This is a genomic window from Microbulbifer mixtoriginis (SeqCode) (assembly GCF_052467705.1).
Window position 1 is genome coordinate 3,308,979 of sequence record NZ_CP174322.1, and the last position, 15,125, is coordinate 3,324,103.

The following is a 15,125-nucleotide window of genomic DNA, read 5'->3' on the forward strand; positions in this document are numbered from 1 at the left end:
CACTAATGCCGCCAAATGCAGGTCAATATCTTTTGCAAAGACCAACAAATTGCTCATTGTTTATGTTATAGGAAATTAAACTGTAAAATTATTATATTACTAGTTTGTCACTTATTAAGTTGGGGATCTCCTTTTGCAAAGGTGATGCTTCAGCTTTCAAAGCACCAGAGTACATTTACATGGTCTCCTCTCCTTATAGAAGAAGCATGGCCAATGCGATTCGTGCTTTATCCATGGATGCAGTCCAAAAAGCTAATAGCGGGCACCCTGGTACACCTATGGGTATGGCAGACGTTGCGGAGGTCTTATGGAACGATTACCTAAAGCACAACCCAGCTAACCCGAATTGGCCTAACCGTGATCGCTTTGTCCTCTCTAATGGGCACGGTTCCATACTGTTGTATGCCCTGTTGCACCTTTGCGGCTACGACTTATCAATCGAAGAACTGATGAATTTCTGCCAATTGCACTCCAAGACCCCGGGCCACCCGGAATATGGTTGCACACCTGGTGTTGAGGCTACCACAGGCCCCCTAGGCCAGGGGGTTGCTAATGCCGTAGGTATGGCCCTGGCGGAAAAAGTACTGGCGGCTCAATTTAACCGCCCTGGCTATAAGTTGATCAATCACCACACCTATGTATTTATGGGGGATGGATGCCTGATGGAAGGCATATCCCATGAAGTATGCTCTCTGGCTGGTACTTTAGGCTTGGGCAAGTTGATCGCATTCTATGACGACAACGGCATTTCTGACGATGGGCAGATTGAAGGTTGGTTTACTGACGATACACCCAAGCGTTTCGAGTCCTACCATTGGCACGTCATCCCTAATGTTGACGGCCATGACGCAATTGCGATTAAAGCAGCAATTGAAAAAGCCCATTCATGTTCTGATAAGCCCACCATTATTTGCTGTAAAACCGTGATCGGCTTCGGCTCCCCGAATAAGCAAGGCCGAAAGGAATGCCATGGTCAACCACTCGGGGAGGAGGAAATAGCTCTCGTTCGCAAAACGATTGGTTGGGACCACCCTCCTTTTAAGATCCCTGAAGATATCTATGCATATTGGGATCAAAGGTCTAAAGGTAAAGCATTAGAGAAGGAGTGGAAGAGTCTCTTCGCTAAATACCGTGAGGAGTATCCTGAGATGGCATTCGAGTTTGTGCGTCGTCAGAGTGGAAAACTTCCACCAGATTTCCTGGTAAAAGCCGATAGCTACATTAAGCAATGTCAAAAAGATGCACTAAGAATCCCATCTCGTAAAGCGAGCCAGAATACACTGAATGTTTACGGGCCTCTGTTACCCGAACTTCTGGGTGGTTCAGCCGATTTAGCCAGCCCTTGTTTTAGCCTATGGTCCGGTTCTAAAAGATTGAATAAGAAAGATGCTTCAGGCAACTATATACACTACGGAGTTCGTGAATTTGGTATGAGCGCCATAATGAATGGCATTGCCCTGCACGGAGGTTTTATACCTTATGGTGCTACCTTTTTGGTTTTTATGGAGTATGCTCGAAATGCCGTGCGTATGGCGGCATTAATGAAGCAACAAGTTATATTCGTCTATACCCATGACTCCATCGGAATAGGTGAAAACGGCCCAACTCATCAGCCGGTGGAGCAACTCAGCGCCTTGCGTTCTACACCGAATCTACACACTTGGCGCCCCTGTGATACTACGGAATCAGCGGTAAGCTGGAAGATGGCTATTACACGCAAAGAGGGACCCACTGCACTAGTATTCAGTCGTCAGGATTTAGCTCCGCAGGAACGAAATACCACGCAGATAGCGCAAATTGAAAAAGGTGGTTATGTACTGTCCGACTGCGAAGGCGCTCCTGAGGCAATCATTATTGCGACCGGCTCTGAAGTCGAGCAGGCCATAGCTGCTAAAAGGAAGCTCACTAGCAAGAGAATTCGGGTTGTGTCCATGCCTTGCATAGAAACCTTTTTGGAACAGGAAGAACCGTACCGTGAATCAGTTCTCCCTAGTACTCTCCGCGTCCGGGTGGTGGAAGAGGCTAGTCATAAAGACTATTGGCACAAGTTCGTAGGCTTTGACGGTGAAATCATCGGAATGGATAACTTTGGCAAATCTGCACCCGGCCAGGAAGTCATGCAGTACTTTGAGTTTACAGCTGAGAAAGTTATTGAAAGTATCGAGAGGCTGCTGAAGTAATTTAGTATGGGAGTAAACCCTTTCTAAAGAAAATTCGGTGCCGACCATTAAAAGGGCAAATATTTCATCGAGTCATTGGCCATCAATACCTCTGTATTTCAAAGTTATTTTTCATAACTAAAAAAGTTCAATCATCTTGTTTTAGTCGAATCAATATCTATTCAGATTATCCCATCCTCCTTTTGGCACTCGCACAATTTTTCTTGTCTGTATTCGTGAAATTTTTATAACCTAACTACCTTACAATGAAGTGAAAGTTGCCAAATTACCTGCTCACGCTACAAATCCCCAAGTTTGCCTCCATACTCTAAAGCTATTTAGGACCTATCATTTTCACAGCTAACCAGCCTATCAGGTAAAAAACTTTACATTGGGAGAATTTAGATGTCCAAGCACCCTTACTCTTTGGCACTAACTGTAACTTTCTTGCTGTTAGGTATTGCCTGCAGTGCGATTGCCCAATCAAATAACCTTGAAGAAAATAAAAAAACTGCCATGCAGGCAGCCGACCTATGGCACAGTGGGTCAAAGGTCAATCCTGATTCAATTTTGGCACCTAACTATATCAACAATCTAGACTCGGCCACAAATTTGAGTATCGGCTCACAAAAACGTAATTTAAAGGAATTCAAAGCCGAAGTCGCCAAATTTCATACGGCCTTCAAAAATGTAAAACTGATTGATTCAATGCAGGTCGCCGAGGGAGATCTTGTCGCAACCCATGTAAAAGTTAGCGCCAATCACACAGGATCATTTATGGGAGAAACTCCAACAAATAAAACCATCACCTGGGATGCCGTAGAGTTTGTTAAAATCAAGGATGGAAAAATACTAGAAACCTGGGTGACCTGGGACAAATATGATTTCTTGAAACAGATTGGAGTATTGAAATAGCTATTATAAACCCCAATAAAATAAAGCACCTCAAGTCCCGCTAACAAAATCTGGAGGTTTACCAATTGGCTTTCACTTGAATGGATTTAGCTTTCAAGTTCAGCCAAATAACTTGCACAGCAGCCATCGCCGTCTAAATTTAAGTTCAAACTTAGACGGCAAAGATTTCAAAATAATTACAACCACTCAATAACAGCCACCTTGAGTTGATTCATCTTGAGACTCCCAATGAAAACACCTGTTTTAGTCTTTGCTTCCTTTTACCATATATAGTGACTGGGATAAGATCCCTAAGCGATGGAACCGTGATCCAAGCAAAGAAGCCGAGAAGATCGCGAATAGAGGAAGAAAAATTCTGGCTGAAGCTTCAAAGAAAGAAAACCCTGAATCACCAGATTCGGAGGAGTAGCAGTCTTTGCAGAGTTCTTTCTTAGAACTACTATATTTAATTCTAAAATAATTTGGTTACTTAATTTCCCCTTTAAACAAAGGGGGATCTTACATCCATAAGATCAGCAACTTACTACTAAAATTTCATTACGAAAGCGGCATCTGAATGATACTTCAGATCGAAGCTACAAGATTCAGCACTGCATTTAGTTATTTTAATTTAATCGGCATTATCCCATCGATCAAAAGGAATTTAATTACCACCTACAAACTATTTAGTATCGAGCGTTTCATCTCACCACGATTAAAACCCTAAAAAATATCATTATCAAAAGGCCCACACTATAAACTAACTCTCTTACAACAAACCCTACAACCCACAACAAGCCATTAAACCATCAATTAAAAAACATTAATGCCCCCATAGAAACACCATCTATATAGATATTCCAGCGCGCTCGCTGACACATCTTTTTCGCCCCCTATAATTAACCACACACAACCTCAGACAATAACATCACTAACCCTATCGCATTAATAAATTATCATTGAACTCAATCGTGACCCGGCTCACAAACATATTCAAAGCTAAACCACCACCAATGATTACGTCTGCAACCAATTGACATTGCAAATATGAATTTTGCAGTATGAGCAAACTAATTCATTGGGAGACGCCAGCAACAGAACGATTAATTGGGAATTAACACATAGAACTTACAAAGATTAACCACTCACACTTTTCAAGGAATGGAGAGTATCAATGCTTAATAGAATTCTAGCACTCACACTTTTTTCAATCTTTTCTATCCCCACTTTGGCAAAAACTTTACTAATTGATGGTCAACAAATCGAGATTGGAGAAGTCGCCGTTAATGGTACAGGCTGCCCTGTAGGGTCAGTAACGGCTACGGCAACAGATGATAATAAAAATATCGCTATACTTTTCAGTAAATATAGCGCCGTTACAAATTCTTCAAATCCAATTGCTAGCTCTGATTGTAACTTGGCAATACCTTTAAGTGTAGAACCTGGATTTTCAGTAGGGATACTAGATATTGATTGGCGTGGTACAGTATTTTCTGCCGATGGATCACTTATCAATTTCCATAGAGAATACTTTTTTTCTGGCAGTCAAGGACCGAGCCATGACAATAACTGGAATAGCTCTGGCTTTGAGAACTTTATCCTAAATGATCGCCCACCATTTGCCTACTATTCCGGGTGCGATGGGGAGGCCCTTATTGCGAGAGCAGATACCGTTGCAACAGTAATCGGCGCCGATAGCCTATTTTCTTTACGCTCTGCCGATGTTGGAGCACAGTTGCTTTTAAATATCCAAATTATTCCTTGTGATGAATAATTAGAGCAATTGTATTCACTCCCCCCTTAATAAGGTGGGGAGTATTTATTAAAATAAAATTCTTGATTTACATAGCAATATCAATATCTACCGTTATTTATCGATTAATTATTCAGACTTATTAAGTTATTTACTGAAGCAAAGTTAAATATAGACAGTCTATAGCTATCTACTTCTTACTTTCAATAATTGACCAGCCAACCCAATCAGCAGATCGAAATTCATACTGATGGTTTTATCTGATATTTCGACCATTTTTCAATTATTGAACAACGAGCTACCTGAACGGCACTAGTCATAGCCCCTCCCCCTCCAACCCTCAAGACGCAAAAAACTACTACCTTTGCTCACTTGCACTGCAAATGCGAATCATTACCATATGAGATGAATTCACTTCTGGGGAATCACCCATGCTTCGCAAAAGCTTGATTGCCATCGCCCTCTCCTCAGCAATCCCTGCCTCTTTTGCCAATGACGCGTCTTCCGGACAAAACGCTGTAATGGAGGAGACCCTAGTGATAGGTGTCCGCCAGCGATTGTATGAGCGCGGCGCTCTTTTGGACGCCATACAGAAGACTGAAGTCGTAGACGAGAGCCTGATCAAGTCCCAACAAGCGGTAAACCTAACGGATGCCATTGAGAAATCCCCCGGTGTACGGGTTTCCAATGAGTGTTCTATGTGCGGGGTCAAGCGGGTAATGCTGAATGGTATGCGTGGGGAGCATTCCACCATCCTCACCGACGGCGTTCTCTTACACACGATGATGGCTGGCTACTACGCGGTAGATGCACTGGCCACCACCGGCATCTCACGTATCGAAGTGGCCCGCGGTGCTGGCGCATCACTGCTGGCACCCGAAGCAATCGGCGGAACCATCAATGTGATTTCCAAGGAGATAGAAGAAACTGGCGTCAATATAAATGCCTCCATGGAGGACAACGACAGTTATTTTCTTGGCTTGATGGCAGGCTATCTGAGCGATGATGAACGTACCCGCACATCGCTGGTCATCCAGGATGACAAACATCACCAGATGGACAACGATGATAACGGCGTCAGCGAAGCGCCCTTACAAGAAAATACCAGTTACGTGGTGCGTCTCTCGCAAGACCTGGGTGAACGGGACAACCTGATCCTGCGCACGGCCTACACCGACTCCAATATTTTTGGCGGCCCCCAGGGAGACAGTATTGGTTCAGTCTTGCATGGATACGATGGTGTGGAGTCTGACCACTTATTTGTCGACGACGATGTGCGACAGCAATATATCGGTAAACCTTGGGAAACTACCGAATGGATAACCACCACCCGCAGTGAAATTTCCGGCAGCTGGCTACACGAATTTAACGAGTCCTATAACACTTTGCTGACAATTGCCTGGTCTGAGCATAGACAGGACTCCTTTTATGAGGGGTTCGACTATAGCGCTACCGACACGCTCAATTACTTCGACCTGCGCAACAACCTGATCCTGAATGACCAGCATATGCTGACGTTTGGTGTCGACCTTCGCGATGAATCCATGCGCTCCGACTCTGCTGCAGGGGCGGAAAGCGACAACTACATCGAAGATAGTTTCGACTACCAAACTACCGGCCTTTACCTGCAGGATACCTGGACAGTGTCACCAGATCTTGAGTTGGCACTCGCCATACGCCTGGATAATGCCAAAGCCGATTTCGTCGCCAAGCAAAAACCCGGTTCTGAGATCGATGAAACTGTGGTGGCCCCGCGTATAGACCTGCGCTACCTGCACGACAATCAATGGACCTCTCGCGTAGCGATGGGGCGAGGCTACCGAGCCCCCCTATCCTTTTTCGAAACGGATCACGGCATCCTGGATGCCGGAGATGGCTTTGCCATCGACATTGAAAGTCTGGAGAAGTCTCTATCTGCAACTTATGCGCTGAGCTTCGAAGGAGAGCGCCTTAACAGTACCCTGTCATTGGCATTTACCGAAGTAGATAACCTCGCGGCATTAAGTGAAACCGAGGACGGGGTACCACTGCTTAGCCAAATGCAGGAAAGTGCCTCTGTAGGCGCTGCCGACATTACTCTCAGTTATGCGCTGAACGACAATCTATCTATTGGCGGCACTCTGGAGACCTACGATTACGACGATGTTTTCCGGGAATCCTTTGCCATTGCCCCAGTGGAGCAACGTGCGCTATTCAATCTGGATTACAAAGCCGATTACTGGATGCTATACGCTAGCGCCATCTGGGTAGGCGCCCGCGACTTGAATGAATTTGGCTATGAGGGCTTTAACCAATTGGGCGACGTCTCGTTAAAGAGTACAAACGCAGACGCCTATTGGACACTGGATATGAAATTGACCTTTGATATGAGTGAAAACCTCAGTCTGTACCTGGGCGGCAACAATCTCACGGATTACACCCAAGTCGAGGAAGGGGAAACCCCTCTGTTCTGGGATGCCAGTGGTGCCTATGACGTAGCCTATATCTATGGTCCCCTACGCGGCCGTGAATTCTACCTGGGCTTCGACTGGAACCTGTAATGCGAGTCTGGCTCCTACTCTTCACAATTCTGTTCGCGCCGACTGGCGCGACTGAAGTTCCCACTTCCCTATTCGATTTTAAATTGCGCAGCCTTGCCGGGCCTGAGCGTATCAACTTGCAGCACTTCAAAGACAAGCCAAGCCTGATGGTACTGGTAGAACCCGACTGCCCCTGGTGCTTTCGTCAGGTTCGAGCACTCAACCGGCTTACACACAAGTGTTCACAACAGTTCCAGCCACTTGCCCTGGGTATTAACGGATCGCGCAAAGCACTATTGGCTGAGTATCGAAAATTGCGCCCGGAATTTCCCATGTTCCAGGCGAATCGAAAACTCCAACAGGTGCTGGGTGAAACTCCCGGCACCCCCTTCAGTTTTCTAATAGCACCCAATGGCAAGCCACTGCGCCGGCTCAGGGGTTATATTCCTGATGAGCAACTGCAGCCAATCCTGGAACAAAGCTTTGGTTTTACCTGTAGTAATACTTCTTGATTTCAATTAATAACTGCAATTCCTTATGCTGTAGTAGATCATCTTGCTGTTCCTTAAATAACTCATTCGGTGACCTGTCACCCCGGCTCTCTCTAGGTTTACTATTCAGACGATCCATTACAAATTGAACCTACTCGTCTGTTATTTTATTTAAGTCGGCATCCTTTGGGAAATACTGTCGAATAAAGCCGTTAGTGTTTTCGTTAATCCCCACCATGATGAATATAGGTGGGCAAAATATATATTGACCTCTAAATCTTCTGTAATCCTTTCATAATCAGAGAATTCAAGACCATTGTCGAATGGTAATTATTTAGCCTTGTCCGCACTAAGAAAGTCAATTAAGTTTGCAGCCAAATTAAAATCAATCTTCATTCGACTTGCGTAGTTAAATGGCCGGATACTTTACCTCTAGAAATAGATAGCTCTCGCAGAAGATTTATTATCTTTGAGCGTCACTCCAGATTTAATACTATAGAATTTATTTGGGCCTAAGAGTCTCTATATACTGTGCATCTACCCACATTATTTCAAAATTCGGGGGGGTACAACGACGACAGTAGAAAAGATATTTTCCGTCTGGTGTTACATATCCCCCACCATCTTCCCCCTCTGTATTGATTTTATCACCAAAGTTAATAGCTTCACCCCATGAGCCATCCTGCTGGCGAAAGCTAATATACATGTCGCTATCACCATATCCGCCCTCTCTTTCACTATCCCAGATGATGTAAGACTCATCAGGGGCAATAAAGGGGTGAGCAGTCCACTTGCCCATGTTTATCTGTTGGCCAAAAGGCTTTGGCGTTTCACGCTTACCATCTAACAGTCGTGAATAGCGAAGAATACCATCGCCGTTTTGACCTACCTCATCAAATACAAAGGTTCCTTTCGCAGAAGCAGTAAGGCGCATAATACGAATGTCTTCAAATTGTGAACCAAGACTTTTAAGCTCTGACCAACCATTAGCGGTACGCTCTCTATATTGATTTCTAGCATACATCGTTTGACCATCCGGTGAGATGGAGCCGCCCCAGGCCACTTCAGACTCATGCCATCGATTATTCTCAAGCTTGAATACAACTTTCGAGGACTTGCCACTTTGGTGATATCTTCTTGTAACGTAGTACTCTTTCATATCGGGCGTGAAGTAACCGCCCCAGTCACGATACTCTTTCGAAGGCTTAGGGGCGAACAGTTGTGGAGTCAGCCCAGGTGGCTTCTGTCCAAGGTAAGGGCCTTCAAGCACTACTGGGGTATCCTTGCTATAGCTGGTACCACTTAGAGTTAGCAGGGAAAGTAAAATGACTGACGTAGAACGATGCCTCATGACTTATCCTTATTTGATCAAGGGGTAACTGGCAATCACTGTAATCAACTTGGCTATATAGCGCCTGACGTCCTTGTGAATTTTGCCTGATTCTTATTCTGATGGCGGCAATCAGCTCACTGCATGTATAAAATATATACAAATACCACCCTCTTAGGCAGGCTTTCAGTTATGGGCAGTGGTAAGCTCAAGAAGCAATAACAATACGGATCAACCTCCATAGGCTCCTCAACTGTTTCCAATCCACCATTCTCCCTGTATCAGGATTTCTATACTTTTTACTTTGTGGCCAGCCTCTACTTCAGCGATTTCTTCCTCGTAAAATTTACTCTGCTATTTTGTGTCCTTCAGGCAATTGCATCGCCTTATCCAATAGTCATACAGTAGTCATATCCTCTGAATGCAATAAAAATCCATAGAACTCACCAAACCGTAAAGCGGACTCAATGTGTATAGACTTTCCCACCCTCCTTATGGGCATCTACCCGCTTAGGGTCGCCAAAACTCAAAGGCCCCATCCGGAAGCTTTAAAAGCAACTCATCAAATACCTCTTCATCCACATGTTTCCGTAAAGCTTTAGCAACATCTTTAATTGCTGTAACTGTTGAAAAATTAAGCTCTCCTCGTAATAACCGCACCTCCCTGGTCATTTCCTCAACACTATCAAAGTCTTTCTTTTCTTCGTTAACATCCCAGTCGGCCACAAACAAAGATCTCAGGCAAACGGGTAAGACATTGGAAAACGCAATAGCATCGGCTGTAGAAATTCGACGGCGGAACACATGAAAAACGCCCTGTGTCATTGTATAGGTAACATGTGTACTCCAAAGCCCAGCTATATCTCGAGCATCAACTAAATATTCAAAAAAATTTTCAGATGCTTTCTCATATTCCAATGGCACAGTCATAATTAGTTTTACTAATCCTGATTAATATTAATTACGATTAACACCTTATATCAAACACTACTGAAGTAGCGTGATTGATGTATTCTATACTTATAATGATCTGATGTTTTTTCCTAACGATTAATCATGTATGGCAACCAAACACGCTGTCTATCATAATTCATAACCTTAAGTGTGCAGGATTATGACTGACATGTACTAAGATTGATTCAAATTTTCATAAAAACCAAATCATGACAACGTCTCTACGCCAGTTCTCTGAAATGGCCCGCAAAAGGAAGATCACAGCGACATCCTTAATTGAAGATGCCTGCGATAATGCGGTGGCCCACTCAGATCTGGATGCTTTTATCTGCCTGGATAGGCAAGGCGCATTACAGAAAGCACAGCGCATTGATAACGAGCTGAAAGAAAGCAGCAATAACTGGCCACTTGCTGGCATCCCTATCGTTGTCAAAGACAATATCAATGTGAGAGGTTTTCAAACGACTGCGGGCACACCTGGTATGAACTTCCAGGCCAAGACTTCTGCCCCAATAATTGAGAGTCTAGAGAAGGCCGGAGCTATCGTCATTGGCAAAACCAATTTGCACGAACTCGCCTTCGGCGTAACCTCGAATAACGCCGCCTATGGTGCCGTCAGGAATCCTTGGGATAAATCCTGCTTTCCAGGTGGTTCATCCGGGGGAACAGCAGTAGCCATTGCCGCCGGGATCGTATCTGCAGGCCTGGGCACAGATACCGCCGGTTCAATCAGGCTGCCAGCAGCCCTCACGGGAATTGTGGGCTTTCGACCATCCACTGGCTGCCTGAGTACCGAGGGAATAGTGCCCTCTGTACCAGCGTTTGATACCCCTGGCCCCATGGCCGCCAATGTAGAGGATACCGCTTATCTGTATGAGATATTAACCGGGTCTGCCCTACCCCAGGCAAAGCCACTTAATCAGCTGCGCCTTGGGCTTGCCCACCCGTTATTTGATAATCTCTCACCAGGTGTATACCAAGCTTTTAAAGCTGCGTTACATTCCCTTAGCTCCGCGGGAACCACCCTAATAGAAATCGATTTATCCTCGTTAGTGAGCGCAGTCCTTGATGTTGGGTTTCCTATCGGATTTCATCAAATGAAAACCGCTATGACCCAATTTCTGGCGAGCTACCAGCCTAATACCCAACTGGCTGAGTTGGTTGCAATGATCAAAAGTAATGATGTAAAGGCTGTCTATCAGGAGTCAGTACTCGGCCCCAAGGCACCATCAAATGCCGACTATCAAACCGCTTTAAAGAAGATGCCTGGAGTACGCGACAACTACCTAAAAATCATCCAGCAGCACCAACTAGATGCGATTGTATTCCCTACAGCACCGATCGAAGCTCAATCTATTAGTACTTCATCAGACCAACTTGAACTAAACGGAAAAATACTTCCAACTCTGGACACACTCATACACAACAATGCCACAGCAGCAGTCACCGGTGCTCCCGGAATAAGCATTCCTATTGGGCGAGGCAATAATGGCTTACCGGTAGGTCTGGAACTGGATGGAGTGCCCGGCGCCGACTCAACACTTCTCGCCATAGCAAAGGAAATTGAGCTTCAGATACCAACACTGGTGACGAATAGCCTGAAGTGAATTATAAGTCACACAAGCATACTATTAAAAAGAGAACTGTTAAAGTACTGGCCCTATCTTTCCAAAACTTTGAAAGCAGCTTGAAAAATTCGTTATGGGCTGAAGAGACAATATGATAATCCTAAACTCTGCTATGTAACTGTTGGATGCATGATTTTCATAACTGTTAACGATTAATTTCCCATTATTATGTTCAAGGCACTCAAAACTACCTACTAATTTTGATTCTAACTACCGACACAAATAAAGTAATTAAATATTTGATACAGATATCAAATCCCCACTTATTTATGCGCGTGGCCACGTAAAATCTTATTTATCAATCTGTATTTGATTTACTCTCAAGATATGAATATCCTTAAATGAACTGCTCATTAAAAAATTTTTCTAAACTATACTTGAGCCCACACTGACGCCTAATGGAAAATAACTTCATCGATTAGATGAGTTATATGTTTAATAAAAAACGACAACTTGTATTAATTATTAAACTAAAATAAAAGTGAGATAGCAGGACCCCGAAGAAATCTGTTAGCTTCAATTCAGGATAAGGAATGACAAACAATAAACAGAAATATAAAATAACAGACGAAAACAAATTGTTCTCGACAGTTATCCCACATGTCTTACAACGCCTTTCAGGCTGTGTTTAAGCATATAGGCTTCTTGCGATTCTGAATGAAAATCAACCATAGATTTCTTATTAAATTGAAAGTATTTCAGTCTCTCTTTGATATTTGACACTTACTGTAGAGAAACCAGTATCGGGCCTGGAGCTTACCCTGGAAATATAATATAATAGATGCTAACGATATCTGTCTATCAAAATCACAACCTTACCAATAAGAAGTATTGATGTTCCTTATTAAGAAGTACCGCCCCTGTATTAAAAAATACAAATCACCAACCCAAGTATCATTCTTAGCTACTATTTTTTTTGGATTCCTGATATCTTCGTGTGCTCAGCTTACACAAGATATAGAAATCTTCAAACCTTATATCGTTGAAAACAATAAGGCCTATTGGGTTAATTCATCGGAATCTCCAGTACATCTTAGAAGGAGGCATATATTTAGTGCAGATATCAACACAATAAAAAGCATAGATTTAAGATTCTATGGTAAGGATTTTGATAACGTATACTACAAGGGTATTCCAATACCCAAAGCTGATCCCGTAAGCTTCAGACTATTAAACGATATATATGCTAAAGACTCAGATTCAGTATTTTTTTATGGCATAGAAATAGAAGGCGCTGACGCAAAAACATTCAAAGTAATTAAAGCTGGTATAATGTCAAATTTTGCTGAGGATAACAAAAACATTTACTTGAATGGAGAGCGTATAGATACATGCAACAAAAGCTCTTTCAAACTCCCCAGGAAGTATTATCAGTTTTGGTCCATGGACTCCATGTGCGTCTACCATCAAGGAAAAAAAGTACCGAACCTTCTCACAAAGAACCTTAAAATTATAAATCCTTATTATGCTTCAGACACTAAAAATGTTTTCTGGCAAGATAAAATAATACCTGAAGCAGATCCTAAAACATTTAAAGCATCACCAAAAGGTGGATTCAATCATGCACAGGATAAAAACAACTGTTACTTTAAAAACACGGTGATTGACTGCAATAATATCAGCAAAAGAAAATCCTTTTATGATATGTCTTTACTTGACGCCCACAAGTACGGATCTAAAATTGCTGAAAACATTTACAAATCAAAAAAAAATAAGAAAGAAAAAGTTAAGAAAAGCTACAGAAATACTCTCAATCAACTTGCGTCCAAATATAAAAATATTATTCTTCACCCTGAAGATGTATCAAAGATTGATCTGCAATCTCTAAAAAATGGCTACTCTTATCATCTAGAGTCCTCCATTGACAGACATGCAGATAGTGAAGTCTACGTATTAAAATCAGTTGATGAAGATATTTATACCTTTGACATATTTAAAAGAAATATGCCTGGAGTTGGCAAACAAGTTCGATCTTCATCTGGAGCCATCCTTCAAGATATTAAAAGGTACACCAGCCGCAGGACTACAAAACAGTACTCCAAAGAGAAATGTCTTTTTAAACTTGGCTTATGCAGGGAGCGCTTTAGCTTATCGCCCAGTTCACAAAACCTGATTAAAGAACACAATGTAGAGGTCGACTTTAAAGATGGCATTTGGCAATACAAATACACCTTACCAAATAACAAAGAAGTCACATACTTCTCGATTTATGATAAAAATGGACTCCCAATCTATTACATAGAACTAATTGACAATGAAGTTAAAAGTGAATTGAAAAGAAAATTCACAAGATAAAATTCTACCTAGATAAGTATTAAGAGTATTCTATGAAAATTTTTTTTATCCTCCCTATTTTATTGCTTACTGCCTGCGCCCTAGGGCCGGCGTATGTCCCAGCGCCGACTCCAGAAGGAGATAAAGCACTAGTATATTTAATGCGGGGAGATGTTTATCTGAATGGTGGATATCCTACTGAATTTACGGTCAATGATAAAATTGCAGTAAAACTATATGATTTTGGCTATTCTTGGATCCACTTACCACCCGGAACGCACAAAATAAAAGCCAATGGTAGATTTGTAGAAGCCACTATCGAGCCCGGAAAAACCTATTACTTTGAATTTCATCAGAAACATACTCAAATGCCTTCAGGAAAGCTCGTATCTACTAACTCCTTTAGGGAGGTTCAATACCCTGAAATTGAAAAGCAACTACTGAGATCCAGATACAAAGAGTCTGCCGACCTTTCAACAGCAGAAACTGCTAAATCTAAAGATTTCATCCAGTATAACAAGACGGATAGTGCAACTATCCGATTTGACTACTCCGGGAAATCCAGAGCCACATATCCTATATTTAGCGCCTTGATTTATGACAATTATGAAAACTGTAAAGGTGGACATCAGAATTTTACAGTGCCCCACCTATCAAAAGATATTTTTTCTATAAAGGCAGGCCAACCGGCAACCTTCGCTATAAGAGCCACTGAGGCATCTTCAAATTACGTTGTCAGTTGTCGTAATATTTTTACCTTCACTCCAACAAAAGGAAAATCTTACGAAATCATAACAAAAGCTGAAAAAAATCAAGCTCTCAAGAATACTGATAGCTGTATCGTTACAATAAAAGACAGAGAAAATAACATACCAGTGGAGTTATTAACTCGCTCTGAGCCACCTCGATGGACATCAAACAGTGCGGAGTGTAAGGCATCTGACTTCAAGTTCAATCAATCTTCTACAAGTTCAAGTGTCAACTTTAACTGTCGAGTAAAATTTGGCGGAAAATGGATTGACTGCTAATAAAAAATATTTTAAAGACTGTTAGCAATGTGCAGTATGCCGTCACCATTCAGCATACTGCATTTAACAGTAAGTCATATGAGTTTAACTTACAC

General features: G+C 42.6%; 10 protein-coding genes and 1 pseudogene. 8 read left to right on the top strand and 3 right to left on the bottom strand.

Translation table 11 applies throughout. From position 1 onward, the window contains the following. Nucleotides 1-179: 179 nt before the first annotated feature. The 5 genes from tkt to ACJJIB_RS14460 all read left to right on the top strand — a co-directional run bounded on the left by tkt (nt 180) and on the right by ACJJIB_RS14460 (nt 7,837). The gene (gene tkt, locus ACJJIB_RS14440) at nt 180-2,180 is read left to right on the top strand and encodes a transketolase (RefSeq protein ID WP_444886600.1); all 2,001 of its coding nucleotides are present in this window, start codon (nt 180-182) and stop codon (nt 2,178-2,180) included. Between the two features lie 384 nt (nt 2,181-2,564). Next, nucleotides 2,565-3,074 (top strand): ester cyclase, encoded by a 510-nt coding sequence (locus ACJJIB_RS14445; RefSeq protein WP_444886601.1) that lies wholly within the window; start codon nt 2,565-2,567, stop codon nt 3,072-3,074. A gap of 1,153 nt (nt 3,075-4,227) precedes the next feature. Next, nucleotides 4,228-4,827 (top strand): DUF4360 domain-containing protein, encoded by a 600-nt coding sequence (locus ACJJIB_RS14450; protein ID WP_444886602.1) that lies wholly within the window; start codon nt 4,228-4,230, stop codon nt 4,825-4,827. A gap of 410 nt (nt 4,828-5,237) precedes the next feature. Next, nucleotides 5,238-7,346: a TonB-dependent receptor plug domain-containing protein gene (locus ACJJIB_RS14455; protein WP_444886603.1), complete on the top strand. Its 2,109-nt coding sequence runs from the start codon at nt 5,238-5,240 to the stop codon at nt 7,344-7,346. Further along, nucleotides 7,346-7,837 (top strand): TlpA family protein disulfide reductase, encoded by a 492-nt coding sequence (locus tag ACJJIB_RS14460; RefSeq protein WP_444886604.1) that lies wholly within the window; start codon nt 7,346-7,348, stop codon nt 7,835-7,837. The genes ACJJIB_RS14455 and ACJJIB_RS14460 overlap by 1 nt, the downstream gene beginning before the upstream one ends. On the opposite strand, the pseudogene ACJJIB_RS14465 reads toward ACJJIB_RS14460, so the two are convergent. The 3 genes and pseudogenes from ACJJIB_RS14465 to ACJJIB_RS14475 form a co-directional block, all read right to left on the bottom strand. Then, nucleotides 7,815-8,146: pseudogene (locus tag ACJJIB_RS14465) on the bottom strand (IS30 family transposase); the annotation flags it as partial. The gene ACJJIB_RS14460 and the pseudogene ACJJIB_RS14465 overlap by 23 nt on opposite strands. Before the next feature lie 172 nt (nt 8,147-8,318). After that, the gene (locus ACJJIB_RS14470; protein ID WP_444886605.1) at nt 8,319-9,167 is read right to left on the bottom strand and encodes a TolB-like translocation protein; all 849 of its coding nucleotides are present in this window, start codon (nt 9,165-9,167) and stop codon (nt 8,319-8,321) included. A gap of 489 nt (nt 9,168-9,656) precedes the next feature. Next, the gene (locus ACJJIB_RS14475) at nt 9,657-10,076 is read right to left on the bottom strand and encodes a DUF2267 domain-containing protein (protein WP_444886606.1); all 420 of its coding nucleotides are present in this window, start codon (nt 10,074-10,076) and stop codon (nt 9,657-9,659) included. A 233-nt stretch (nt 10,077-10,309) separates the two neighbouring features. Here ACJJIB_RS14475 and ACJJIB_RS14480 point away from each other — a divergent pair, with 233 nt between their 5' ends. The 3 genes from ACJJIB_RS14480 to ACJJIB_RS14490 all read left to right on the top strand — a co-directional run bounded on the left by ACJJIB_RS14480 (nt 10,310) and on the right by ACJJIB_RS14490 (nt 15,030). Then, the gene (locus tag ACJJIB_RS14480; RefSeq protein WP_444886607.1) at nt 10,310-11,707 is read left to right on the top strand and encodes an amidase family protein; all 1,398 of its coding nucleotides are present in this window, start codon (nt 10,310-10,312) and stop codon (nt 11,705-11,707) included. Nucleotides 11,708-12,562: 855 nt separating this feature from the next. Then, nucleotides 12,563-14,023 carry a DKNYY domain-containing protein gene (locus ACJJIB_RS14485; protein ID WP_444886608.1) on the top strand — a complete coding sequence of 487 codons (1,461 nt, stop codon included), beginning with the start codon at nt 12,563-12,565 and terminating at the stop codon, nt 14,021-14,023. Between the two features lie 32 nt (nt 14,024-14,055). Further along, nucleotides 14,056-15,030 carry a hypothetical protein gene (locus ACJJIB_RS14490; protein ID WP_444886609.1) on the top strand — a complete coding sequence of 325 codons (975 nt, stop codon included), beginning with the start codon at nt 14,056-14,058 and terminating at the stop codon, nt 15,028-15,030. The last annotated feature ends 95 nt before the right edge of the window (nt 15,031-15,125 follow it).

Bases quoted from the DNA above. Each gene is read 5' to 3' on its own strand.
- tkt (WP_444886600.1), top strand. From the start codon at position 180: ATGGTCTCCTCTCCTTATAGAAGAAGCATGGCCAATGCGATTCGTGCT.
- ACJJIB_RS14445 (WP_444886601.1), top strand. From the start codon at position 2,565: ATGTCCAAGCACCCTTACTCTTTGGCACTAACTGTAACTTTCTTGCTG.
- ACJJIB_RS14450 (WP_444886602.1), top strand. From the start codon at position 4,228: ATGCTTAATAGAATTCTAGCACTCACACTTTTTTCAATCTTTTCTATC.
- ACJJIB_RS14455 (WP_444886603.1), top strand. From the start codon at position 5,238: ATGCTTCGCAAAAGCTTGATTGCCATCGCCCTCTCCTCAGCAATCCCT.
- ACJJIB_RS14460 (WP_444886604.1), top strand. From the start codon at position 7,346: ATGCGAGTCTGGCTCCTACTCTTCACAATTCTGTTCGCGCCGACTGGC.
- ACJJIB_RS14470 (WP_444886605.1), bottom strand. From the start codon at position 9,167: ATGAGGCATCGTTCTACGTCAGTCATTTTACTTTCCCTGCTAACTCTA.
- ACJJIB_RS14475 (WP_444886606.1), bottom strand. From the start codon at position 10,076: ATGACTGTGCCATTGGAATATGAGAAAGCATCTGAAAATTTTTTTGAA.
- ACJJIB_RS14480 (WP_444886607.1), top strand. From the start codon at position 10,310: ATGACAACGTCTCTACGCCAGTTCTCTGAAATGGCCCGCAAAAGGAAG.
- ACJJIB_RS14485 (WP_444886608.1), top strand. From the start codon at position 12,563: ATGTTCCTTATTAAGAAGTACCGCCCCTGTATTAAAAAATACAAATCA.
- ACJJIB_RS14490 (WP_444886609.1), top strand. From the start codon at position 14,056: ATGAAAATTTTTTTTATCCTCCCTATTTTATTGCTTACTGCCTGCGCC.